Source organism: Sphingobacterium psychroaquaticum (genome assembly GCF_004421025.1).
In the GTDB taxonomy this organism is placed as follows: Bacteria; Bacteroidota; Bacteroidia; order Sphingobacteriales; family Sphingobacteriaceae; genus Sphingobacterium; species Sphingobacterium psychroaquaticum.
Map to the genome: position 1 here is coordinate 3,390,649 of NZ_CP038029.1, position 25,859 is coordinate 3,416,507.

The window sequence follows — 25,859 nt, forward strand, 5'->3', positions numbered from 1 at the left end:
CAGCTTATAACAAAGGTGCCAATAAACGACAGACAGAATCGATCGTTCTTTTCCATGTTTTTCGTCGTTTCCATTCTTTCAACGTCATCAATTCACAGTCGGCTTTGTCAATTTCAAACTGATCCTCCAGCTCTCGACACATCTTCGGATCAGAAATAACCGCGGCGATTTCATAATTGATATAAAAACTTCGTGTATCCAAATTTACGGTTCCAACAAAGGATATCTTCCCATCGATATTAATGGTCTTTGCATGGATAAACCCTTTGGTATAAAAATATACCTTAACCCCGCGCTCCAATAACGGTTTCACAAAAGAAAGACTAGCATGCTGCACGATATAGGAGTCTGACTCCTTGGGTAACATTAACTCCACTTCAATACCAGAGGCGGCAGCAATCTTTAATGCTGTTGCCAATTCGTCGGTTGGAACGTAATAAGGTGTAACCAATTGTATCTTTGTATCGGCCTCGCCAAGCGCAATCAAAATAGCCTCCATGTTATATGGCCCCACCGAACCGGGGTCACTCGAAACAAAAGAAACGGCAGCATCTCCGACCTTCATCTCTTTACGGATATTTTGTAAATACCCTTCACTCAATAGAAACGGTTTTCCGTCAGCAAGGTTCCATGAATTCCAAAAACTGATCTGCAACATGTTCACGGCAGCACCCTCAACACGCACGGAAGTATCGCGCCAGTATACCTTATTAAAATCTGTAGGCTTATTGATGTAACGATCAGAGATATTAATCCCACCAATATAACCGATATCACCATCGAAAATAGCAATTTTACGGTGGTTACGGTAATTACTATTTGCAAGCGAAGTAAAAGTTACCGGCATAAAAGGTTTAAAATCTATGCGGCTATCCTTTTGCTTTTGCATATACTTTACCAATTCAGGCGAACCTATACTATCTACCATTAACCGAACATAAACACCTTCGGCTGCTTTTTCCTCCAGCAAAGTCAGTATCTCAAGCCCTATTGTATCCAGCTCATAGATATAATATTCAATATGAATCGAGTGACGAGCCTCTCGAAGCGCCTTCATAAAGCCGAGAAACTTATGCTCTCCATTGATTAATAATTCAACTTTATTACCGAGCGTGGGCGAGGAAAGACGTTCATTTTTAAGAAAGGTGAAAACTTGGGAAAGGTCTCCGATTTTCTGTCGGATGTCCTCGATATCCTTTTCCATATAAGGCTCCAAACGTTCCCATTCCTTTTTCAATCGAATGGCTTGTCCATCGTTAACCTTTTTTATTCGTTTTACTTTAGAGAATTTTTGTCCGAAAAGATAATATAGAATAATACCAATAACGGGAAGGAAGACAATGACGAGTACCCAAGAAAGTGTTTTTGTCGGATTTCCGTTTTCAATAATCAGGGTACTGATAACACCTACATATAGAAAAAGTAAGGGAACCCAATACCATTCGCCAATAAAGTTTATAATGAAGTGTACATATTCCATACATGATATATCATTTATTTCTAGTTACACTATATCACTGTTGATAGCGCATTGTCTCTAAGATAAGAATATTATCCCAAAAGTGGAACTGCGGTATCGCTACATACAATTTATGGCTCCATCGATATGCAATAGCGGACTTAAATACGGGATATCTAAGTTAGCCCCTCGCAATATAAACCACATGCCCATGATCAAATATAAAAAAGGTAAAAGACGAGTGAAACCTTTCTTAAAAATGCTCTTCGGAAATGATGCCGCAAATGAAAAGACCAAGAGTAAAGGAAGTGTCCCTAAGCCAAAAAGTACCATGAAGTAAAAACTCGACGACAAAGAATTAGCATTCATTGCCGAAGCCAGCGCCATATATACCATTCCACATGGCAGGATTCCATTCAGCATACCAGCAACAAAAGAACCTCCTGGACGATACAGCCAGCGTCCCATAACCTTCACGAAGGGTTGAATCAGTCGCGTTTGAAAACCCGCCATAGCGGTGCTTTTTTTACCGAACATATAAAATAGGCCGATCAAAAATAAAATGGCACCAATCAGTAAACTAAAATACTGTTGCCATCCTTGCACCGTAGCTAACGTCCCAAAAAGACCAAAAAAAAGCCCTAGAAGGCCATATACCAATATCCGTCCAGATTGATAAAGTAATTTATTGAAAAAGTCCCGCCAGCGTATCCCCCCATTTTGATTGACTGCAATCAAAAGAGGCCCACACATTACAGCGCAATGTATGCTGCCAAAAAGCCCCATAAAAAAAGCGAGGTAATGAAAGGTCATTGCTATAAAAACAAAGGATGTGAAGATAAATAAGTTTTACTATTACTCTTCCAATTTACGTCTAGGTCCCAACTGCCTTTCGTAAAGGTCGAAACAGGCAACTGGAAGTCATTTGTCTTCGTCGCAAAAGGCAACGTGACATCCAATTTTCCATCGGATGGTCGTTTAAATTGCAGCTCTCCCTGGTTATCGGCATGTACAAAATGTATATAAAGCGTATCATTGCGAACCTTAATGGTCGGTTTTGCACCATCCTTTTCCAGGTTTTCCTTGCTCACATACACCTCGTCATAAGTCAGACTCTTTTCGTAGTAATCATTATCGACTAAGGAGTCTGAATCATGACTGACCATATACACCCCCGCCGCAACAATAAAAATCATAAATGCACCTAGTCCAATAACTATCTTGAGTCCCCAATTCATATCATTTATTTTAATGTAGTAGGTCCGATAAAAGTCGTTTTCAATGACTCTATTACTCGTCCGTCCGACACAATATTTACTTTAACATCCTGTTTGTACTTTTCAATATCCCCCTTTTCTTTCAACAAAAAGAAACTAAGCGTCGCTGTCTTATCCTTTTGCAGTACATGGATATCATTCACGATCTGTACCGTTGTCTTTGGATCAGCACTCTCAATACTGAAATTCATGTCCTTACCCGATTTGTTTATCAATTCCATCGTATAAAGATTACTGACTTTACCATTTTCCATCACTTGATAGGTACTTCCTTTAGCACGTAACAAGCGCCCATCGATATCAGAACGACTAAAGATCATGGCAATAAACACACCAATCAAAGCCGCTAGAACAATAGAATAAGCAATCGCACGTGTGTTACTTCTTTTAAAACCTTCACTTTTTTCAATTTCCCCCATTGGATAGAAACCAATCAACCGTTTCGGCTTGCCAATTTTCACCATCACATCATCACATGCATCAATACAAGCCGTACAGCTCACACATTCCATCTGTAATCCTTTACGGATATCAATACCTGTAGGACATACATGAACACAAAGGTTGCAATCTACACAATCACCTTTCGGTTCGGTATCCCCTTTTCGCATTTTACCCCGTGGTTCACCGCGATTCTTGTCGTACGCCACAGTAATACTGTTATCGTCAAGCAACACCCCCTGTAATCGTCCATAAGGACAGATGGTGGTACAAACGACCTCCCGTACATGCGCAAATACACCGTAGAAAAGCCCTGCAAAAATAAGTATGGAAATAAACCCCACAATATGTGTATCAATGGGATCGGTCATAATCTTAAACAAGGCTTCGACACCGATTACATAAGATAAGAAAAGATTAGAAATAATAAAAGCGATAAGGAAGAAAATAGTGTGTTTCAAGAGTTTCTTCCACGCACGAGCATCTGTATTTGGTCCTTCATTGAGCTTTTTCTGCTGCATCCAATCGCCTTCAATCAAATACTCAATACGGCGAAATACCAACTCCATAAAAATAGTCTGCGGACAGGTCCATCCACACCAGACGCGCCCAAATACGACGGTAAAGAGCACCACACAGACCATAACAATGAGCATTCCGAATACGGCAATATGTAAATCTTGTGGGTAAAATAGATTTCCGAAGATGGAAAATTTACGTTCAATAATATTGAACATCAAAAATGGATTACCCTTTATCTTTATAAAAGGCGCAATAAAAAAGAACAGCAGTAAGCTATATCCAACCCATTGACGATAGTTATACAATTGACCTGCCGGCTTCTTTGCATATATCCATTTTCTTGGTTCCTGGTTTCTCTTCCGTTTAACTGGTATATTGCTTGCTGCTGTTCCCATATTCTCTTCTCAATAAAAAATAATAACGTTACAAAGTTTCCGAGGTAGCTGTGCTATCTTGCTCAACTTTGCTGGATGCTGATTCGTATTCAACCTCCGTTCCCTGTGGTTCTTTTGGATTCGCAGGTTTGGTATCTCGTAAGGTAAAGATGTAATTACTTACTTCTGCAATCTGCGCTGGCGAGAGCGTCTGCTCCCACGGCACCATTCCCTTATCCGGCACACCATACTTCACCACAGTAAAGATATCTTTGATCTCACCACCGTGTAACCAATTTCTATCGGTTAGGTTGGGACCAATCCCCCCCTCTCCACTATTACCGTGGCACACCGCACAGTTTGCCATAAAAATCGCTTTACCTGCTGAAGCCATAACGCCCGATTCATCCACTTCAATCGTACTTTCATCAATCAAATTTGCGGCTTGTGCTAAATAAGCAGCTTTAGCAGCTTCTGCTTTAGCCATTTCCACCTTATACTCATCATCCTGATTCAACCCCCATCCGAAAACATGGTAGGAGAATAGATAAACTACTCCAAATGTAATCGTCGCGTAGAAAAGAGCATTAAACCAAATAGGAATCGGATTGTTCAGTTCCTTGATACCATCGTATTCATGGTCAATCTCCATATCCTTCTCCTCTTCCAGTGGGCGCAAGCTCAAAAGCTTACTCCAAATAGCATTCCAATCGGTTTTCTTCTTTTTCTTCGCTTGTTCTTCGAGGGCAAGCTCCGGCATTGTTACTTTGATAATCGCTTTAAATGCTCTATGCACAACGAGGGCTGTAGCAATCAAGGCAATCATCACGAGGATCAACACCAACACCAGAATATCACTATAAAGATTACCAGAGCCAAACATCCATTCAGATGCCTTTGTAGCTGTATCTGCTGTTAATAATATATTCATCATATCAATTTCTATTCAGATTGTTGATCATTTTGTTTTTCATCATCGTCAAAAGGAATATCCTTCATATAGTCTATATGATCCTTTTTCATCCAAAAAAGCATGCAAGCTACCAGGACAAAAAACACCAAGAATATCCATAGGGAGGTGATGAGATACATCTCATCACCATTTAAATTTGTTAATTGCTTAAACATCGCTTCTTTCTTTATTCTTGACCACTAGGTGTCGCTTCTGTTTTCTTCTCTGCTTTGATATCAGTTCCCAACCGCTGTAGGTAAGCAATAAGAGCAATAATTTCCCTATCACTTTCGATCGTCACCTGATTATCTTTCAAATCTTTCGCAATGGTAGCTGCTTGTTTGTCCGCATCGGCTAACGCGTTGTCAATTTCCTCTTGTGAATATGGAACGCCTACCGTACGCATACCTTTCATCTTCGCCTGTAGCATACTGTTATCCAATTGTTGATCAATTAGCCATGGATATGCCGGCATAATACTTCCCGGTGAGGTAATGGTTGGATCCAACATATGGTCAAAATGCCATTTGTTCGGATATTTACCACCTATACGATGTAAATCAGGCCCCGTACGCTTCGATCCCCACAAGAACGGATGATCGTACACAAATTCACCGGCCTTACTATATTCGCCATACCGAGCCGTTTCCGAACGGAAAGGTCGTATAGTCTGTGTATGACAGTTAACACAGCCTTCTCGGATATAGAGGTCGCGCCCTTGCAGCTCTAATGCTGTATACGGCTTCACGGAGGCAATTTTTGGAATATTACTGCTGATCGTAAAGGTTGGTATCATCTCCACAATACCTCCAATCAGGATCGCAATCAAAGCCAATACCATAAACAACATCGGTTTACGCTCTAGACGACGATGGGTTGGTTCTTTAACAACTACAACTTCCATAGCAGGAGCTTCCGCTGGTTCATCGGCAACCAGTTTACCCGCTTTCATGGTTTTAATCAAGTTGTATGTCATCATAATTACCCCAGCCAGATATAAGGCGCCACCTATCGCACGCATCATATGCATAGGAAGGATTTCTAAGGTCGTAGCCAAGAAATTTGGATATTTCAAAACACCTTCTGGTGTAAACTCTTTCCACATCAAGCCTTGTACCACAGCCGCCCAATACATCGGGATGGCATAGAACAAGATCCCAAGCGTACCAATCCAAAAGTGGGTATTTGCTAATTTCTTAGAGTATAACGGGGTCTTGTAAATCTTAGGAATCAAATAATATAAAATAGCGAACGTCATAAAACCGTTCCATCCCAATGCACCAACGTGTACGTGTGCAACAATCCAGTCTGTAAAGTGGGCAATTGCGTTTACTTGTTTCAAGGATAACATCGGTCCTTCGAACGTTGCCATACCGTACGCTGTTAAGGCTACCACCATGAACTTCAGCATCGGTTCGGTACGAACTTTATCCCAAGCTCCACGTAAGGTTAACAATCCGTTGACCATACCTCCCCAACTTGGGGCAATCAACATAATAGAGAACACAACACCTAAAGATTGTACCCATCCCGGTAAGGAGGTGTATAACAAGTGGTGCGGTCCCGCCCAGATATAGATAAATATTAAAGACCAAAAGTGAAGAATACTTAATTTATAAGAGTACACCGGACGATTTGCCATCTTCGGCAAGAAGTAATACATCATCCCTAAGTATGGTGTGGTTAGGAAGAACGCCACCGCATTGTGCCCATACCACCACTGCACCAAGGCATCTTGTACACCTGCGTATACATAGATACTTTTCCAAAGACCAACAGGTAATTGAATAGAGTTAACAATGTGTAAAACCGCTACCGTGACAAATGTTGCGATATAGAACCATACGGCAACATACATATGACGCTCGCGACGTTTAATAATGGTTCCAAACATATTGATACCAAACGTTACCCAGATAACAGCAATCGCGATATCAATCGGCCATTCCATTTCCGCATATTCATGCGAGGTGGTTAAACCTAAAGGTAACGTAGTCGCTGCAGCAACGATGATTAACTGCCATCCCCAAAAGTGGATTTTACTCAGTACATCGCTAAACATACGCGTCTTAAGCACGCGCTGCATCGAGTAATAAACGCCCATGAAAATTCCATTTCCTACAAACGCAAAGATCACCGCGTTGGTGTGTACGGGACGAACACGACCAAAAGTGGTGTATTGTGTTAGGAAATTCATTTCCGGCCAGATTAGCTGTACGGCTACTAGCAATCCCACGGACATGCCGACCAACCCCCAAACGATTGTTGCAACGGCGAAGTTGCGGACAATCTTGTTGTCGTAATTAAAGTGTTCTAACTGCATATTCAATATTGTTGATTATATGGTAAAATTACATCTTCATTTATGACACTCTAATGATATAGATTTTTAAAAAAAATGAAATAAGTCACATTTCTAAAAAAGGTGACCTATAAGGTCTAAATCATCAAAAAATCCCATAAGAACAAAGTTATTCTGCGCCAAATCTCAACCATGAAAAGCTTCAAACAATCACACAATATCTAGAAATACAAAAGCTAGCAGGAACGATATTGACACAAGAATGACATTACATCTACAGGTACAACAACAAGAAAAATGGTTGGTTTTATAATTTTGAAAAAAAAAGAGAGTTATTTAAAAAAATAACTCTCTTTTCATTTTAAGAAGGTTTTTCGCCTACAATAAGTTTTGCTCATTAATGTGCTGAAACTTATCCTGAGACTGCGCATAACGCTTATAACCATGTTTGTTCGGGTTTTCAATAACCTGCTTTACAGAAAGCAATTTATAGACATAAGCTCCCGTTTCTTGGTTCAGCTTTAATGCGTAGTAGTTATTCACGCCTTGTCTGCGAATGGAACCTTTTAAGCTACCTCCGCCTACATTATAGGCTGCTGCAGCTAATGTCCAATCCCCAAACTGATCGTATAAGCTTTTAATGTATCGCGCTGCCGCATGTGTAGATTTTATCAAATCTCTACGTTCGTCCACGCCATTACCTACCTTTAGACCATATAACCGCGCAGTAGCAGGCATAAACTGCCAGTAACCACCAGCACCTTTATGCGATGTCACACCGGGCTCCATATCGCTCTCTATAAGGGGTACGTATTTAAAATCTTCGGGAATACCGTAAGATCTAAGAATTGCTGCAATCTTTGGCAGATGTTTCTCTGCTTTCTTATGTAAATCGTAAGATTGCTGCTTACCGAAGGAGAATCTGGCTAAATACCTCTCGAACTTCGTCTCTACCATGGGATTCTCTAAAGGAACACTCTCATTGGCAAATGTTATGGAGCTGTAGTAAGCTTCCTTTTCTTTTTCTGGAGAAAGAGCCATTGCTTTTCTCTTCTTGTCTTTGTCGAGCTGCTCTAACAAGACTTTCTTAATTGGGTCTTTACCAGACTCCGGTTTTGCCGTTATGCATAGTTTTGACAAGATCATTACAGTCAAAACAGCACTAAAGCATAGTACTTTTTTTCTATTCATTCAATCCCTTAATGCTACCTATCCACGATTCATTTTTCTTACTATTGAAAAACAATAATCGATCAAAAATAGCTTGGTCCATTTTTCAGGGTACAAACATACGAACTATTTATTTACTAAACAAATAGTTACGTTCCACACCCGTTAAAAGGTGTTAAAAACTAACGCTTTAAGCCCTCACAGGCCACATGTTACCTGTTAGTATTTTTTTTCGGTATATCAAATAAAAATCTTACCTTTGTATCTTAATTTCGAAAAATTATGCCTTTCAATAATAAACGGAACAGTCGTGATGACAACTCCAAAAAAAACAGAAGCAACTCAGAAAGCTTCAAGTCCAAAGGTGGTCAAAGTCGCCAACATTCATCGAGTAGTGACAGAAAACCTTTTGGTAAAAACAGCCCAGGAAGATCACGTTCTGATCGTTCTGACTCAACACAAAATGAACATCCTTTTGGACGATTTGAAAAATCGGACAGAAAGCCTTTCCAAAAAAGAGACGACAATCGTTCTTTTCAGAAATCTGATGACCGTCGATCCTTCAATAGATCGGATAGAGATGACAACAGAGGGGAAAGAAAATCATTTGACAAACCGTTCAACAGATCGGGTAGAGATGATAACAGAGGGGAAAGAAAATCATTTGACAAACCGTTCAACAGATCGGGTAGAGACGATAACAGAGGGGAAAGAAAATCATTTGACAAGCCGTTCAACAGATCGGGTAGAGACGATAACAGAGGAGAAAGAAAATCATTTGACAAGCCGTTCAACAGATCGGGTAGAGATGATAACAGAGGAGAAAGAAAATCATTTGACAAACCGTTCAACAGATCGGGTAGAGATGATAACAGAGGAGAAAGATCTTTTGACAAATCAGACTATAGAGGTAGCAAAAGAAACTTTAGCAGAGATGACGAGGGTAGTAACGGAGAAGATGGAAAACGCTTTTACCCAAGAAAAAAGATTGCAACGGCTGAGCCTAAAGATGACGGCTTAATTCGTTTAAACCGTTACATTTCCAATTCAGGTATTTGTTCGCGCAGAAAAGCGGATGAATTAATTGAGTCGGGTGTTGTCACTGTGAATGGAGAAGCAGTAACCGAACTAGGGACTAAAGTAGATCCAGCGAAAGACGAGATCCGTTATAACGGAGAACGTCTGAAACGTGAAAAAATGGTTTATATCCTTTTGAATAAACCGAAAGATTACATCACGACAACAGATGATCCACAAGAACGCCGTACGGTGATGCACCTTGTTGCAAAAGCAACAAAAGAGCGTATTTATCCTGTCGGTCGACTGGATAGAAATACGACAGGTCTTTTGCTATTGACCAACGATGGAAACTTAGCCGAGAAATTATCTCATCCTCGTAATAATATCAGTAAGATATATAACGTAGAACTGAACAAAAATCTAACACAAGGAGACTTCAATAAGATTGAGTTTGGTATTGAATTAGAAGATGGTTTAATTAAACCAGATGATTTGAGTTACGTACAGGGAGCGAGTAAGCGTGAAGTTGGGATTCAAATTCACTCCGGAAAGAACCGTATTGTTAGAAGAATATTCGAATCATTGGGTTACGAAGTCGTTAAATTAGATCGTGTCGTGTATGCTAACTTGACTAAGAAAGACCTTCCACGTGGAAGATGGCGTTATTTAGAAGACCGCGAATTGGTTCAAATAAAACACCTTATAAAATAATTAAAAGGCGCTTCTTAGAAGCGCTTTTTTGTTGCTACAAGATTTTGTATTTTTAACGCATATAATGAATAAAACTATGACAGATCCAAAAACGCTTACCTCGGTAGCAGAATTTCATAAAACATTTCAACACCCCATTTTAGAGGAACCGACAATCCCTTCACAAGCACGCTGCGAGCTACGCGTTTCGCTTATCGCTGAAGAGCTGAATGAACTTAAAGAGGCGATTGAGAATAAAGATCTAGTAGAAATTGCAGATGCATTATGCGACATACAATATGTGCTTTCAGGCGCTGTATTGGAGTTTGGGCTTAAAGACAAATTCAATGCGCTGTTTGAAGAAGTACAACGATCGAATATGAGTAAAGCGTGTAAAGACGAACAAGAGGCACAAGCGACCCAAGCTCATTACCGTGCAAAAGGAGTCGAGTCTTACTACAAAGAAGTTGATGGCTTGTACTTAGTTTACCGCGAGGGAGACAACAAGACCTTAAAGTCTATAAACTATTCTCCTGCGGACTTAAAAAGTATTGTAGAGGCATAGAAACCCTTTAATCCTAAAAGAAAAAAGGTGATCGTTAAAACGATCACCTTTTTTAAGCCTGGTAAAGACTTCCTTGCTTCACCCCTCGGGCTTCAAGTCCTTTATCAATATGTGTTTGAATTTTAGATTTTGGGAATCCCCAATTTGGCGCAATAAGTAATTCCTTATCAGCAATCCCGAAAACACGCTGTATAATAATATCAGGACGCAGCAAAGGGATAAAACGACTTAAAAAATCGGTATACTCTTCTATCGTAAATAGTTTGAAGGGCTCACGTTTGTACTTCACCCCCATAATCGAACCTTCCACAATATGTAAGTGATGCAGCTTAACAAACTTAATATCAGGTTGGCGATTGATTTCATGCGCATACGCTAACATCATCTCCTCAGTTTCCCACGGGAAACCAAAAATAGTATGCACACAGAGTTCCAATTTGGTACCTTTTAACATCTCCATTACATTCACGAACTCATCGTGTGAGCAACCTCTATTAATACGTTCTAACGTTTCATTATAAATAGATTCCATCCCCATCTCTAAATCTACGTCTAGTCGATCGGTATAGGACTCTAACAATGCGATTTTCTCAAAATCCAAACAATCCGGTCGCGTGCCTACAGATAGACCTACTGTATTTTCCGGATCAATACTTAAAGCTTCGTCGTACATCATCTTCAAAAGATGCGTCGGAGCATAAGTATTCGTATTGGGTTGAAAATAGATAATAAACTTCTCTGCGCCATAGGAGTTCCTGGCCCGTTCAATACCATTCTCTACTTGTTCACGTATAGAAGGTATCTTACGCGCTGTGTCCGGTGTAAAGGAGTCAACGTTACAATATGTACATCCACCAAACCCTTTGCTTCCATCGCGATTCGGACATGTAAAATTACCGTCAACAATAACCTTAAAAACTTTTTGTCCATTGTACTTATCTTTTAAATAAGCACCATAATGATTGTACGGCTTCACACCGCTATCTAATAATGTAGCCATCAGGGTGCAAAGATAGTAAAAAGTTAGTGTAGTTGGGGATAGTTCGTTGTTGCTAGTTTTTAGTTCGTTGTTGATAGTTGTTAGATCGTAGTTTATGGTTGGTTCTTTACAGACGATTCACTATAAACTACGAACTACTTTCCATAAAGTAAAGCCTACGAACTACCTTCCACAAACTACTTTCTATAAACTGCGAACTATTTTCTATCAACAAAAAAGCCCCTCCAGTTTCCTGAAGGGGCTTTCGTATAAAATTAGGCGCCGACCTACTCTCCCACCTGTTACGGCAATACCATCGGCTCTGGCGGGCTTGACTTCTCTGTTCGGAATGGGAAGAGGTAGACACCGCCGATATAGGCACCTGAATATCTTTATGTGCTTGCTATAAAATTTAAACAAACAACCAAATAACATATCAGGAAGAAAGAAGGGAAACAAGTAAGAAAACAACAGTGTTTCTATCGCTGTAGAAAGCTTCGGGCTATTAGTACTACTCGGCTTTGGTCTCTCAACCTTTACACCTATAGCCTATCAACGTTGTCATCTCCAACGACCCTATAAGGAAGTCTCATCTCGTGGCTAGTTTCGCACTTAGATGCTTTCAGCGCTTATCTATTCCAGACGTAGCTACCCTGCCGTACACCTGGCGGCATAACAGGTTCACCAGCGGTCTGTCCAACCCGGTCCTCTCGTACTAAGGTCAGATCCACTCAAACTTCCAACGCCCACAACAGATAGGGACCGAACTGTCTCGCGACGTTCTGAACCCAGCTCGCGTGCCACTTTAATGGGCGAACAGCCCAACCCTTGGGACCTTCTCCAGCCCCAGGATGTGACGAGCCGACATCGAGGTGCCAAACCTCCCCGTCGATATGAGCTCTTGGGGGAGATCAGCCTGTTATCCCCAGCGTACCTTTTATCCTTTGAGCGATGGCCCTTCCATACAGAACCACCGGATCACTATGTCCGTCTTTCGACCCTGGTCGACTTGTTGGTCTCACAGTCAAGCAAGCTTATGCCATTGCACTCCACGTACGGTTACCAAGCGTACTGAGCTTACCTTTGAAAGCCTCCGTTACCTTTTTGGAGGCGACCACCCCAGTCAAACTACCCACCAAACAATGTCCTCGATAAGATCGAGTTAGAAACCGAATACAGAAAGGGCGGTATTTCAAGGTTGATTCCACGACTCCTAGCGAAGCCGCTTCAACATCTCCCGCCTATCCTACACATCCTGTACCCAATTCCAATGTTAAGCTATAGTGAAGGTGCATGGGGTCTTTCCGTCCCGTTGCGGGTAACCGGCGTCTTCACCGATACCACAATTTCACCGAGCTCATGGCTGAGACAGCGCCCAGATCGTTACACCATTCGTGCAGGTCGGAACTTACCCGACAAGGAATTTCGCTACCTTAGGACCGTTATAGTTACGGCCGCCGTTTACTGGGGCTTCGATTCAATGCTTCTCTTGCGATGACATCCCCTCTTAACCTTCCAGCACCGGGCAGGTGTCAGGCCTTATACTTCATCTTTCGATTTCGCAAAGCCATATGTTTTTGCTAAACAGTCGCCTGGGCCTTTTCACTGCGGCTTCTCTATCTCTAGAGGAAGCGCCCCTTCTCCCGAAGTTACAGGGCCATTTTGCCGAGTTCCTTAGCCATGATTCACTCGAGCACCTTAGGATTCTCTCCTCGACTACCTGTGTCGGTTTACGGTACGGGTTTTTATAACCTGAAGCTTAGCGGGTTTTCTTGGAAGTCTGTTTACCTGCTCTATCAGCGCCACCGAAGCTTTGCTGTACTATTGGGTTTCAGCAGGGTCGGCGGATTTGCCTACCGTCCCTATACCTACGCCTTTCAACGAACTATTCCGTCAGTTCGCGGCAGTGTCACTACTCCGTCACCACATCGCAGTTATAAAAAGTACTGGAATATTAACCAGTTGTCCATCGGCTACCTCCTTTCGGATGCGCCTTAGGCCCCGACTAACCCTGATCCGATTAGCGTTGATCAGGAAACCTTAGTCTTTCGGTGGGCGGGTTTCTCACCCGCCTTATCGTTACTTATGCCTACATTTGCTTTTCTATGCTGTCCACAGCACATTACCATGCTGCTTCACCCACCATAGAATGCTCCCCTACCAGATGTAACCAATGTTACAAATCCATAGCTTCGGTAGTAATCTTGATGCCCGTTTATTATCCACGCCCGGCCGCTCGACTAGTGAGCTGTTACGCACTCTTTAAATGAATGGCTGCTTCCAAGCCAACATCCTAGCTGTCTGGGCAACCGGACCTCGTTAGTTCAACTTAGACTACATTTGGGGACCTTAGCTGATGGTCTGGGTTCTTTCCCTCTCGGCCTTGGACCTTAGCACCCAAAGCCTCACTGCAGATCATATCTAACAGCATTCGGAGTTCGTCTGGATTTGGTAGGATTTGACTCCCCCGCACCCAATCGGTAGCTCTACCTCTGCTAGACTTTATATCCACGCTGTTCCTAAAAACATTTCGGGGAGTACGAGCTATTTCCCAGTTTGATTGGCCTTTCACCCCTACCCTCAGGTCATCCGGAAACTTTTCAACGTTTATCGGTTCGGTCCTCCATTACATGTTACTGCAACTTCAACCTGCCCAAGGGTAGATCACAAGGTTTCGCGTCTACCTCTACTGACTATGCGCCCTATTCAGACTCGCTTTCGCTTCGGCTGCGTGGCTGAACCACTTAACCTTGCCAGTAAAGAGTAACTCGTAGGCTCATTATGCAAAAGGCACGCCGTCACTGGACCTGCCAGCTCCGACCGCTTGTAAGCACACGGTTTCAGGTTCTTTTCACTCCTCTGTTCGAGGTTCTTTTCACCTTTCCCTCACGGTACTGGTTCACTATCGGTCTCTCAGGAGTATTTAGCCTTACCAGATGGTGCTGGTGGATTCCCACAGGATTTCTCCGGTCCCGCGGTACTCAGGATACCACTATGCTGTCATTCTTTACCTGTACGGGGCTGTCACCCATATCGCGCAGTTTCCCACCTGCTTCCAGTTCATAGCGACAATACAATATCGTGGTCCTACAACCCCGGTATTGCCGTAACAATACCGGTTTGGGCTCTTTCCCGTTCGCTCGCCACTACTTGGGAAATCATTATTATTTTCTTCTCCTACGCTTACTTAGATGTTTCAGTTCGGCGCGTTCGCGTATTATACAACATACCTTCAGTATGTTAGGTTGCCCCATTCGGAAATCTTCGGATCAAATCGCATTTGCCAATCCCCGAAGCTTATCGCAGCTTATCACGTCCTTCATCGCCTCTGAGAGCCTAGGCATCCCCCGTGTGCCCTTATTTACTTTCTTCACCCATGCTCCTTTTGCTAAGCATGAGTTGCTTTTCGTGCCGCCCTAGCTAACCTCTACGATTAGTTAATAACGGACACTACTGTTGTTTTCTCTTGTGTCTTCTTTCTTCCAATATGTCAAAGAACTTTTCTTTTCGAACAGTCCATCTGTACCTATATACTATATATGTACAAACAGCGTCCAAAGATAGTGGAGAATAACGGATTCGAACCGTTGACCCCCTGCGTGCAAGGCAGGTGCTCTAGCCAGCTGAGCTAATTCCCCGTGTGATGGTAGTCCCGAGCAGATTTGAACTGCTGACCCCTACATTATCAGTGTAGTGCTCTAACCAACTGAGCTACGGGACTAGCTATTACTTCTCATCTTTCTCTCGGTGACCGAAACCCCTTAGGGATGGGCACTTTCTTCTTAATGTGTTTCTTTCCTATGAATCATGTGTGGCGTAACGAGCATCATTCCGGATACTCTAGAAAGGAGGTATTCCAGCCGCACCTTCCGGTACGGCTACCTTGTTACGACTTAGCCCCAATTATCGGTTTTGCCCTAACACGCTCCTTGCGGTTACATGCTTTAGGCACCCCCAACTTTCATGGCTTGACGGGCGGTGTGTACAAGGCCCGGGAACGTATTCACCGCGTCATTGCTGATACGCGATTACTAGCGAATCCAACTTCACGGGGTCGAGTTGCAGACCCCGATCCGAACTGTGAATGGCTTTTAGAGATTAGCATCACATTGCTGTGTAGCTGCCCGCTGTACCATCCATTGTAGCACGTGTGTAGCCCCGGACGTAAGGGCCATGATGACTTGACGTCGTCCCCGCCTTCCTCACTGCTTGCGCAGGCAGTCTGTTTAGAGTCCCCACCATTACATGCTGGCAACTAAACATAGGGGTTGCGCTCGTTGCGGGACTTAACCCAACACCTCACGGCACGAGCTGACGACAGCCATGCAGCACCTAGTTTCGTGTCCCGAAGGAAGGATGCGTCTCTGCATCCGTCACTAACTTTCAAGCCCGGGTAAGGTTCCTCGCGTATCATCGAATTAAACCACATGCTCCTCCGCTTGTGCGGGCCCCCGTCAATTCCTTTGAGTTTCACCCTTGCGGGCGTACTCCCCAGGTGGATAACTTAACGCTTTCGCTGGGACGCTTACTGTATATCGCAAACATCGAGTTATCATCGTTTAGGGCGTGGACTACCAGGGTATCTAATCCTGTTTGATCCCCACGCTTTCGTGCATCAGCGTCAATTATCGTTTAGATAGCTGCCTTCGCAATCGGAGTTCTGAGACATATCTATGCATTTCACCGCTACTTGTCTCATTCCGCCATCTTCAGCGACATTCAAGCCCATCAGTATCAAGAGCACTGCGACAGTTGAGCTGCCGTCTTTCACTCCTGACTTAATGGGCCGCCTACGCACCCTTTAAACCCAATAAATCCGGATAACGCTCGGATCCTCCGTATTACCGCGGCTGCTGGCACGGAGTTAGCCGATCCTTATTCTTCGAGTACATTCAGCTACTTACACGTAAGTAGGTTTATTCCTCGACAAAAGCAGTTTACAACCCATAGGGCAGTCATCCTGCACGCGGCATGGCTGGTTCAGAGTTCCCTCCATTGACCAATATTCCTTACTGCTGCCTCCCGTAGGAGTCTGGTCCGTGTCTCAGTACCAGTGTGGGGGATTCTCCTCTCAGAGCCCCTAGACATCGTCGCCTTGGTAAGCCGTTACCTTACCAACTAGCTAATGTCACGCGAGCCCATCCATATCCTATAAATATTTAAATACAGAACCATGCGTCCGTATTGTTATGCGGTGTTAATCCGACTTTCGCCGGGCTATCCCCCTGATATGGGTAGGTTGCTCACGCGTTACGCACCCGTGCGCCACTCTCACCAGAATGAAGCAAGCTTCACCCTGGATCCCGTTCGACTTGCATGTATTAGGCCTGCCGCTAGCGTTCATCCTGAGCCAGGATCAAACTCTCCATTGTAAAAATGAATTGTTCGACACCTAACTATTTATCAAAATAATTAGAATTGTCTTGTATTAATATCTAATCCGAATTGACTAAGGTTGATTTTGTTTTTTGTTAACTTTCGCTGAACAAAAATTCAACTACTCGTTACGCTACATGATATCATTTTCTTAAAGAACTGCTCTCGCCGCCGCGTCGCGCTTTGGCTTCTATATCTTGCCTTTTCAGGCTTGACCTATCTTGTTTATGTTCCTTGTTTTCGGCTTACCGGAGTCGGTAAGTTTCGGTTGGGATACCCTTCCTATCGGTTGGGACTGCAAAGGTAGAAAAGCTTTTTGGATTAACAAAATAAAAATGATTTTTATTTTGACCTTCCCGCTTTACAAAAATTCGGCAAAAACATGTTTAACTCACATGCCGACCTCGTTTTTGACCTCTATTTCAAGTGTTCCTCCCTTGCGGAGTGGTGCAAAGGTAGAAAACTTTACCTATTCCTTCCAAGACTTTGTCGGGTCTTTTTTTGGGATGCGGCATAATACGCTGTAAACGTGGTGGATATTTTTTGGCAGTTGGTGGTTCGTAGTAGGTGGTTGGTAGATCATAGTTGGTAGTTTGTAGAAAGTAGTTCGTAGATTATGGTTTGTAGATTATGGTTTGTAGGGGATAGATTATGTTTTGATAGAAAAGTGTGCGGGAATATGGAGCGACGTTCATGGATAATAGTTTTAAAGGAAGAGAGAATTTAGAAAAGAATAAGGACAAAAGGTTGCAGAAACATTAAGAGGACCGTAATAATGGTTGTTGCGTCGTGCCTCCGCGCAAGGACGACGCGGCATTCCTTGGCGTCTTTGCGAACCTGAGGCACGAAGCTGTGGCAATCTTACCAGCAACTAGTCTAATCTTTATGTGTGTTAGTTACAAACCTGCTTATCGCAGACTGCCTCATGTCAATGACACACCTCGCTAGTTCGATCCCACATAGTGCAGTGGCTTGAACCTCGGCTTTTTGATTTGGACACGAGCTACAAGCTCGCGCCAGCGAATTCGAAAACTCACCCGACAATCTATAAAACGACCAATTATAAACTAATCTCTATGAACTACCAACTAACTCTTCCGACAAACCACCAACCACAAACTAATCCCTATCAACGACCAACTATAATCTCTCCTCTATAAACTACCAATCATGACCTAACCTCTATCAACTATAATCTACCCTCTACAAACTACCACTCCCCCCCCTCTCAACTACCAACCAACTCTTCCGACAAACCACCAACCACAAACTAATCCCTATCAACGACCAACTATAATCTCTCCTCTATAAACTACCAATCATGAACTAACCTCTATCAACTATAATCTACCCTCTACAAACTACCAACCACAAACTAACATCTATCAACTACGAACTATAATCTACCCTCTACAAACTTCCAAGTACTATCAAATACGTATCGACAAAATTTGGTTTGGAACAATATTTGTTGTATATTGGGTAATTAACAGAAAGGTATATATATGATAAAAAAAGAAAAGATGAAAAAAACAAACCTACAAAAGAACCCTTACATGTATTACATGACAAACTGGGGATTTATCGAGCAAGGCTCACAAAAAACGGACAAACAGTCCAAATCAGTAAAAAGAAGCGAAGATTAAGCTTCAAGTATTAGACGAAACAAAAAGAGGTGCTTTATTAAGATAAAGCATTTTGTTTTTTATAAGGGCATCACACAATTCGACCTCACACGAAAGAAAACAATTAACTCTTCTTTGTTTCTGCCCTTTCATCTGCCACAACTTCATCATCGAATAGGATACGTACAGATGGCGTATATGTATCATCATGTTGACCAGTTCGGTTTGCCCAAAAGAAAGCTCCTAGAAAAATCAACGCAATCAATACGCTACAACCAATAAGAAAGAATATAATGTTCATATCAAATAATTTATTTTGCGTCTCGCGATTTTTTTGTGGTAACGAGATTATTCTTATCGTATAGGAGACTTAAAATTATGTCTCTTTCCTACAGCTTAATTCGTCAAACCCCACTCCACGGATTCACGCGCTTCTACTCCATTTAAACAAGTTACACTAATTTTCGTCTTTTAGCAAGCCATCTTGTGGACAAACTGGTAAACGAAATAATTGTTACCGTACTAATAGGCATCAAGATCGCCGCAAATAAAGGAGACATCGTTCCCTGCACGGCAAAACTCAAACCCACAACGTTATAGGTAAGCGATATCGCAAAGCTCAAGTGAATCACTTTCACCGCATCTTTTGCAAAAGCGAAAAATTTAGGCAGCTTTGCAAATGAATCCCCATCAAGAATCGCATCACAGCCTGGTGAGAAATTATTGATATCATCCGAAACCGCAATACCAAGATCTGCTTTACGTAAGGCTCCGGCATCATTCAACCCATCTCCCAACATACAGACTTGCTTTCCTTTATCTTGCCAAGCCTCAATTTCAAGAAGCTTCTCTCCAGGACTTTGGTTAAACAATAAACTAGACTCTTTCGGAAAGATCAGTTTTAGCGCATCCATTCTCCGTTCATTATCACCAGATATTAAATGCAAATCGTACCCCTCTTTCAAATCATTCACCACATCGACCAAACCTACTCGCCATGATTGTTCCAGCGTAAAGAAACCTTTTACTTCACCATCGATGGACACATAAACAACAGACCCATCCGCACTCCCCTGCTTCACACCGACAAAAGATGCAGACCCTACCAAAATAGAGACTTCACCTACTTGCGCCCGCATACCTTGTCCCGCAATTTCCTCAAAAGAAGATAGTTCTTGGAAAGATGATACATTCATCCATTTTACAATTTCACGACTGAGCGGATGTCCCGAATTACGACAAACAGACGCCACCGCTATTTTTTCAGCACCGGATAGCTGCCCTTCGAAAAACATAGAGGAGGATCTCGGTGACGATATCGTTCCTGTTTTATCAAAAACAATACAATCGATCGCTGCCATTTCTTCAATGGCAGCCGTATTTTTAATATAAAACTTATTGCGATCAAAAATACTCAGTGCTGCAGACAGTGTAAAAGGTGAACTCAGCGCTAATGCGCAAGGGCAAGCGATAATCAATACGGCCGTAAATGCTCCCCAGGCTTTCATAGAATCACCTCCCACAAGCCAAAAACCACAAGCCACCACCGCAATCGCGACTAAGCCTATTGTAAAATATTTACTGATAAACCCAATGAACGTATCAAACTGTTTTTCATACTGCTTAAAACTTTCATTGTTCCATAACTTGGTAAGGTAACTTTGAGAGACCGGTTTCACCACCTCCAATTCAATAGCCTCCCCAACCTGGCGACCTCCGGCATAGATCACCTCACCGAGTATTTTTTCCACCGCACGAGATTCGCCTGTTACAAAACTAAAATCTATCGATGCCTGTCCATTCAACAAGATAGAATCGGCAGGAATAATTTCATTGTTACGCACCAGAATACGATCTCCGACCTTTAGATCAGATAATTGCACCGGACGATCTACATTGTTTTCAATCCGTGTTACCGCAACCGGAAAATAAGAACGGTAATCCCGTTCGAAAGAGATGTGATAATAGGTACGCTGTTGCACCCACTTTCCGATAAGGATAAAGAAAACCAAACTACACAACGTGTCCGCGAACCCAGGCCCCGTCTTAGTTAGTACCTCAAAAGCGGTACGAATAAAAATAATAAAAATACCAAGCGCTAGAGGAACATCGAGGTTTAGCCGCTTTTGCTTCAGGCTCATCCATGCCGATTTAAAGTAATCGGAAGCACTGTAAAGTAAAGTCGGTACAGCAAAGGCTAAATTAAGATAACCGAACACACTAGCATATTGCTTTTCAAAATCCGCCATTCCAAAGTATTCTGGGAAACTCAGCATCATTGAATTACCAAAACAAAAACCAGCTACAGCAATCTTGGCAACCAACCCGTTTTGATTTACTTTTTTACCTTCTTTTACAACATCTTGCAGCGTTATTTTAGGCTCATAACCAATATGAATCAACAACTCAACTAAGCCCCGCAAGGATAGCTCATTATGTTTAAAAGTGATAGTCGCTTGCTTTTTCATAAAGTCGACCTGCGAGGTAACAACGGCAGGATTCAATTTATAAAGATGTTCCAAAAGCCATATGCAGGAACTACAATGAATTACAGGAATATAAAAGGTCATGACCGCAATATGGTCATCCTTAAAGTCAACTAACTTTGCTGCAATATTTGGTTCATCAAGATAAGAAACGTCAATCCCTTTCTTTTTTTGTGAACGTCCCGGATGCGTATTATACTTATAATAGTTTTGCATGTTACTATCATGCAAAACCTGATACACCGTTTGACATCCCAAACAACAAAAAGTATGTCCGTCTAATAAAAAGGGGGCTTCCTCAACTTTATCACCACAATGGAAGCACCCTTCTTCAACAACAGTATTTACAGTTTCGCTCATATATTGCAGGTATTAAATAGCCTGACTAAACAACTGCTCTCGTTCTTTAGAATGATGCAGTCTTTGGTCAAAGACCATACATATGTTTCTTAAAAATGATTTACCTACTTCGGTCACCTTAATAACTTGTTCATCGACCACCACTAAACCATCGTCTTCTAAAGACGTTAACCGATCTTTAATAATTGTATTTCCTTCAAATCCCGCTTGCAGCACCACCTTTCCTTTGCACATCATATCCAAAATATAGCGTCTCAATATCAAATCTTCATCATGCAAAAGGTGCCCTTTAAAAACAGGGAACTCCCCACTGTCCAATGCCTTATAATACTCCTCTACGGTTTTAACATTCTGTGCAAAAGCCGTCCAAGCATCACTAATCGACGATACACCAAGCCCAATCAAGACAGGCGTGTACCGATCGGCATACCCCATAAAGTTACGATGCAGCGTTTCATTACGAGAAGCTAAGAAAAGTTCGTCATTGGTCTTTGCAAAATGATCCATACCTACATCTCTATAACCCTTAGCTTCGATCATTTGTTTGCCTAACGTATAAAGAAATAACTTTGCCTCCCCCTGCGGAAGATCGTTCTCTGTAAAACGTCGTTGACCAGGTTTGATCCAGGGCACATGGGCGTAACTATAAAATGAAATTCGATCCGGCGACATGGCCAAAGCAAGGTCAATAGTTTGGGCTACCGTCGCTGCTGTTTGCAGCGGCAAACCATAGATAAGGTCAAAATTAATAGATGTATATCCAATATCGCGCGCTTCTTGCATCACACGCTCGACATCCGCGACACTTTGCTTTCGATTGATTATATACTGTACTTTCTCATCAAAGTCTTGAATTCCCAAACTCAAACGGCGAAAGCCAAGGTCAAACAGCACTTGAAGGTGTTCCTTGCTCGTATTCGCGGGGTGCGCCTCAAAAGAAAAGGACGCATTAGGTGTAATGGTTGCTCCTTGTAGCAAACCTTTCACCAACATCTCCAAATTTGTAGCCGTAAAAAAAGTAGGGGTTCCCCCTCCAAAATGAATTTCACTGATCACAATATCTGCTTCAAGCGCAGCCTTATACATCGTCCATTCCTTTAATACGTATTCGATGTAAGGGATTTCCACCTGATGATTTACCGTTATTCGTGTATTGCACCCACAATAGGTACATAAACTTTCACAAAAAGGAAGATGTACATACAAACTGATACCCTCTTCTTTATTTGCGTTGTAAGCAACCTGTAAGCGATCTATCCATTGTTTTGTTTCAAAACCCTGATTATCCCAAAAAGGAACGGTTGGATAACTAGTGTAACGAGGAGCCGCTACATTGTATTTTGCTATGAGATTGTTATTTACAAGCATATTGATTTTATCTATTCATTGATCTAAACTGCACTCCGTATTCATCGATCTAACGATGTCTTACCGAGACGGTGAAGAGTCTTGTTTTCCTGTTGTATTTGATGTATTATCGGGCAGCGCACTACAATTGTTTACACAGCAGCACGCTTTTCCAACACATTTTCCACCCCCCCATAGATTCAAGTTACGGATCGTTTGCTCCGCAATACCTCTTGGCGTTTGATCTGCATGTGGTGTATTGGCCACTTGAATTTTTAAATCGTGCGCTTTATATAGGTCGATATGGGTTGTGGTCAATGATCGTGTTATAATTTTCCGAACACCAATTTTGTATAGTTCATCAATCACCAACGCATCAAGCAGATCTTCTGCAGAGACGATAACCACCTCTTTGCCTTCCGCATAATGTATTGTATTAAGATTTAGCCCATTGGAAATCAATGTTAAATCATGAACCTTGCCGTTGGCTAGCGCCAACAGTTCCTTCTCATAATCTTTTATATTATAGGCTACCACTTTCATATAGCATGCATCGCTTTACTGTTTCTAACAAAAGTAGAACAGAAGCGCAGGTATTAGCATGCAGGCAATCAATAAATAAAATGATTTATATCACAAAGTGCCGGAAACCGGCACTTAGAATTTTATAGATTTTAGTTTGTTTATAGAGGCAATACGAATTGCATTCCCCTCTTTTGTAATCAGATGCTCATCTTTAAAGTCGGCCAACATACGACTTATGGTTTCATTGGCAGTTCCTGCCAACGCGGCTAAGTCATCGCGGGAGATACGTATCAAAGCTTCATCGCCATCTGGTGTTTCTACACTTTTTTCCGCAATATTAACCAGTGCGTTTGCAACTCGCTTGCGCACCGTATCATACGCAAAGCCCAACATTTGGCCTTCTTTATCACGAATATTACCAGAAAGTAGTTGAATAAACTTTCGAACAATAACCGGTTTATCATACATCAAGTCGAAAAATTTCTCCTTTGGCACCAAGGCTACTTCACAATCTTCCAATGCGGTAACGTTGTCACTATACTTCTCATTGAGAAGGACAGCCTCATAACCAAAGAAATTGCTGTCGACATAGATATCAGTAGACAACTCACGACCATCTTGATAAAAGAGAAAGCTACGAGCCCGACCTTTTACCAAAAAATAAATGAAGACGGGTGTATCGCCAGACTCATAAATAGCTTGTTTCTTCTTAAAGTTCTTAACGCGGACATCCTTTACCAGGCCATGCAAAAGCACTTCCTGTTCTTCTTCTGTAAATAGAACTGGATTTTTAGGGCGGGCTTTAAGTGCCAACTTTTCTCTCTTGCGTAAACGACTTTCAATCGCATTGAGAAGTTCAATGTCGTCAAATGGCTTGGTCAAGTAATCGTCTGCTCCCATCTCCATGGCCTTACGTAAATCAGAACGCTCCGTCTTCGCCGTCAGAAATATAAAGGGAATATCTGCGGTCACCTCATTCTTCGTCAGCATATACAATACACCATAGCCGTCTAGCTCTGGCATCATGATATCACACAGGATTAAATCTGGCAAATGCTTCAATGCCATATCAACACCTTTTTTCCCATCCGGTGCTGTGAGCACAGTATAGTCGCCCGTTAACTCGAGAACTTCGGCCGTCCCCTCCCGAATCTCTAAATTATCTTCAATAATTAATATTGTTTTAGCCATAACGTTCTATACTATTGCCAAAAAATCATTTTAAAAATTGCACCTTCATTCATCGCCGACATATAGGTAAGCTCACCTTCCATCAACTCTACATAACGTCGTACAATATTAAGGCCTAATCCTGTTCCCGGAATACTTCCTGTATTGTGCGCACGAAAGAACGCTTCAAACAAGTTTTTTTGATCTTCTTCCGGAATACCGATTCCATTATCCTTCACACAGACAATACAAACATCGTCTTTAATCTCTGTCGTAAATTCAATAAACGTATCCTCACCCGAGTACTTTATCGCATTGGATATCAGATTAATGATACTACTTTTCACCAAATGCTCATCTAACGAAAAAATACCGACATCACCTGTGTGCTGGTAAACGATATGTTGATTCTTCTTGCAGATCATCTGCATCTCTTCTGTAATTTCTTCCGCTAGCTGAACGAGGTTGATCGGTCTTTTATTCACCACAACGCGCCCCGCTTCTAGTTTCTCTAACGACAGAAAATCATTGAGTATATCATTCAACAACTTAACAGATCCACGAATACGATTCGTATGCTTCACCACATTGGCGAAATCCGGCTTTTCGATATATTTCTCAATCAACGAAGCCGATAATTGTACCGAGCTCAAAGGTGTACGAAACTCATGCGAAGCCATGGATACAAATCGAGACTTCAACTGATTTAGTTCCTTTTCTTTTTCGAGAGATATACTCACATCCGCTTTCGCTTTCTCTAACGCACTAACCAGCTTAATAAGATCCTGCGTTCGTTCACGCACCTTTTCTTCCAGCTCTACCGCATGCTTACGCAGCTGATCCTCCGCTTCGCGCTCTTTCGTTAGATCGTGAATAAATCCCGTAAAAATATTTTTATTTTTATAAAAAACCTCACTAACCGCTAACCGAAACGGAAAAGTGGTACCGTCTTTCTTTTGCCCATTCACTTCCCGACCGATACCTATAATCTTACGATGCCCCGTTTCCTGATAGTTGTGGATATATCCGTCATGACGACTGCGATCCGGCTCGGGCATTAACATCGAAATATTATTCCCTATAACCTCATCCGCCAAATAGCCAAACAGGGTTAGGGCGGCAGGATTAATGGACTCCACGAAACCACGATGGTCAATGGTAATAATCCCATCGATGGCATTATCAATAATTGCTTCCAGAAGTTTCGCGGACTCCATTT

18 protein-coding genes, 2 tRNA genes and 3 rRNA genes are annotated in these 25,859 nt (G+C 42.2%); 3 read left to right on the forward strand and 20 right to left on the reverse strand.

Annotated features, from left to right (window positions below; translation table 11 throughout):
- Positions 1-4 precede the first annotated feature (4 nt).
- The 8 genes from cls to E2P86_RS14030 all read right to left on the reverse strand — a co-directional run bounded on the left by cls (position 5) and on the right by E2P86_RS14030 (position 8,518).
- Positions 5-1,480 carry a cardiolipin synthase gene (gene cls / locus E2P86_RS13995; protein WP_134433577.1) on the reverse strand — a complete coding sequence of 492 codons (1,476 nt, stop codon included), beginning with the start codon at positions 1,478-1,480 and terminating at the stop codon, positions 5-7.
- A 99-nt stretch (positions 1,481-1,579) separates the two neighbouring features.
- Complete coding sequence (locus E2P86_RS14000; protein WP_134433578.1) at positions 1,580-2,272, reverse strand: sulfite exporter TauE/SafE family protein; 693 nt, start codon at positions 2,270-2,272, stop codon at positions 1,580-1,582.
- Positions 2,273-2,274: 2 nt separating this feature from the next.
- Entirely contained in the window at positions 2,275-2,697 is a 423-nt protein-coding gene (locus E2P86_RS14005; RefSeq protein ID WP_085471182.1) for a FixH family protein, read from the reverse strand.
- 5 nt (positions 2,698-2,702) lie between these two features.
- Positions 2,703-4,094: a cytochrome c oxidase accessory protein CcoG gene (gene ccoG / locus E2P86_RS14010; RefSeq protein WP_085471183.1), complete on the reverse strand. Its 1,392-nt coding sequence runs from the start codon at positions 4,092-4,094 to the stop codon at positions 2,703-2,705.
- A gap of 28 nt (positions 4,095-4,122) precedes the next feature.
- The gene (locus E2P86_RS14015; RefSeq protein ID WP_240775513.1) at positions 4,123-5,007 is read right to left on the reverse strand and encodes a cbb3-type cytochrome c oxidase N-terminal domain-containing protein; all 885 of its coding nucleotides are present in this window, start codon (positions 5,005-5,007) and stop codon (positions 4,123-4,125) included.
- 8 nt (positions 5,008-5,015) lie between these two features.
- Positions 5,016-5,201, reverse strand: coding sequence for a hypothetical protein (locus E2P86_RS14020; protein WP_085471185.1), 186 nt, complete (start codon positions 5,199-5,201; stop codon positions 5,016-5,018).
- Between the two features lie 11 nt (positions 5,202-5,212).
- Positions 5,213-7,348 carry a cytochrome-c oxidase, cbb3-type subunit I gene (gene ccoN, locus E2P86_RS14025; RefSeq protein ID WP_085471186.1) on the reverse strand — a complete coding sequence of 712 codons (2,136 nt, stop codon included), beginning with the start codon at positions 7,346-7,348 and terminating at the stop codon, positions 5,213-5,215.
- A 357-nt stretch (positions 7,349-7,705) separates the two neighbouring features.
- Positions 7,706-8,518, reverse strand: a complete 813-nt coding sequence (locus tag E2P86_RS14030; protein WP_085471187.1) for a lytic transglycosylase domain-containing protein — start codon at positions 8,516-8,518, stop codon at positions 7,706-7,708.
- Between the two features lie 261 nt (positions 8,519-8,779).
- On the opposite strand from E2P86_RS14030, the gene E2P86_RS18445 reads away from it, so the two are divergent.
- Together E2P86_RS18445 and E2P86_RS14040 are read left to right on the forward strand one after the other, a co-directional pair.
- Positions 8,780-10,228 (forward strand): pseudouridine synthase, encoded by a 1,449-nt coding sequence (locus E2P86_RS18445; RefSeq protein WP_134433579.1) that lies wholly within the window; start codon positions 8,780-8,782, stop codon positions 10,226-10,228.
- A 64-nt stretch (positions 10,229-10,292) separates the two neighbouring features.
- On the forward strand, positions 10,293-10,772 hold the full coding sequence (locus E2P86_RS14040; protein ID WP_240775514.1) for a nucleoside triphosphate pyrophosphohydrolase family protein: 480 nt from the start codon (positions 10,293-10,295) through the stop codon (positions 10,770-10,772).
- A gap of 52 nt (positions 10,773-10,824) precedes the next feature.
- Here E2P86_RS14040 and E2P86_RS14045 read toward each other — a convergent pair whose 3' ends face one another.
- From E2P86_RS14045 to E2P86_RS14070, 6 genes are all read right to left on the reverse strand, one after another.
- Positions 10,825-11,772 carry a TIGR01212 family radical SAM protein gene (locus E2P86_RS14045; RefSeq protein WP_085471189.1) on the reverse strand — a complete coding sequence of 316 codons (948 nt, stop codon included), beginning with the start codon at positions 11,770-11,772 and terminating at the stop codon, positions 10,825-10,827.
- A 253-nt stretch (positions 11,773-12,025) separates the two neighbouring features.
- A 5S ribosomal RNA gene (gene rrf / locus E2P86_RS14050) occupies positions 12,026-12,137 on the reverse strand.
- Between the two features lie 100 nt (positions 12,138-12,237).
- Positions 12,238-15,122 (reverse strand): 23S ribosomal RNA (locus tag E2P86_RS14055).
- 193 nt (positions 15,123-15,315) lie between these two features.
- A tRNA-Ala gene (locus E2P86_RS14060) sits at positions 15,316-15,389 on the reverse strand.
- 6 nt (positions 15,390-15,395) lie between these two features.
- A tRNA-Ile gene (locus E2P86_RS14065) sits at positions 15,396-15,472 on the reverse strand.
- Positions 15,473-15,595: 123 nt separating this feature from the next.
- Positions 15,596-17,123 (reverse strand): 16S ribosomal RNA (locus tag E2P86_RS14070).
- Together the 16S, 23S and 5S rRNA genes with 2 tRNA genes alongside form the textbook arrangement of a ribosomal RNA operon.
- 1,527 nt (positions 17,124-18,650) lie before the next feature.
- On the opposite strand from E2P86_RS14070, the gene E2P86_RS18330 reads away from it, so the two are divergent.
- Entirely contained in the window at positions 18,651-18,773 is a 123-nt protein-coding gene (locus E2P86_RS18330; RefSeq protein ID WP_262507891.1) for a hypothetical protein, read from the forward strand.
- Positions 18,774-18,876: 103 nt separating this feature from the next.
- Here E2P86_RS18330 and ccoS read toward each other — a convergent pair whose 3' ends face one another.
- From ccoS to E2P86_RS14100, 6 genes are all read right to left on the reverse strand, one after another.
- The gene (gene ccoS / locus E2P86_RS14075; RefSeq protein ID WP_085474216.1) at positions 18,877-19,053 is read right to left on the reverse strand and encodes a cbb3-type cytochrome oxidase assembly protein CcoS; all 177 of its coding nucleotides are present in this window, start codon (positions 19,051-19,053) and stop codon (positions 18,877-18,879) included.
- Positions 19,054-19,204: 151 nt separating this feature from the next.
- Positions 19,205-21,598 carry a heavy metal translocating P-type ATPase gene (locus E2P86_RS14080; protein WP_085474217.1) on the reverse strand — a complete coding sequence of 798 codons (2,394 nt, stop codon included), beginning with the start codon at positions 21,596-21,598 and terminating at the stop codon, positions 19,205-19,207.
- Between the two features lie 12 nt (positions 21,599-21,610).
- Entirely contained in the window at positions 21,611-22,966 is a 1,356-nt protein-coding gene (gene hemN / locus E2P86_RS14085; RefSeq protein ID WP_134433580.1) for an oxygen-independent coproporphyrinogen III oxidase, read from the reverse strand.
- A 60-nt stretch (positions 22,967-23,026) separates the two neighbouring features.
- The gene (locus tag E2P86_RS14090) at positions 23,027-23,488 is read right to left on the reverse strand and encodes a Rossmann-fold NAD(P)-binding domain-containing protein (protein ID WP_085474219.1); all 462 of its coding nucleotides are present in this window, start codon (positions 23,486-23,488) and stop codon (positions 23,027-23,029) included.
- Between the two features lie 114 nt (positions 23,489-23,602).
- Complete coding sequence (locus tag E2P86_RS14095) at positions 23,603-24,661, reverse strand: response regulator (RefSeq protein WP_134433581.1); 1,059 nt, start codon at positions 24,659-24,661, stop codon at positions 23,603-23,605.
- A gap of 11 nt (positions 24,662-24,672) precedes the next feature.
- Positions 24,673-25,857, reverse strand: a complete 1,185-nt coding sequence (locus E2P86_RS14100; protein ID WP_085474221.1) for a PAS domain-containing sensor histidine kinase — start codon at positions 25,855-25,857, stop codon at positions 24,673-24,675.
- Positions 25,858-25,859: the final 2 nt, after the last annotated feature.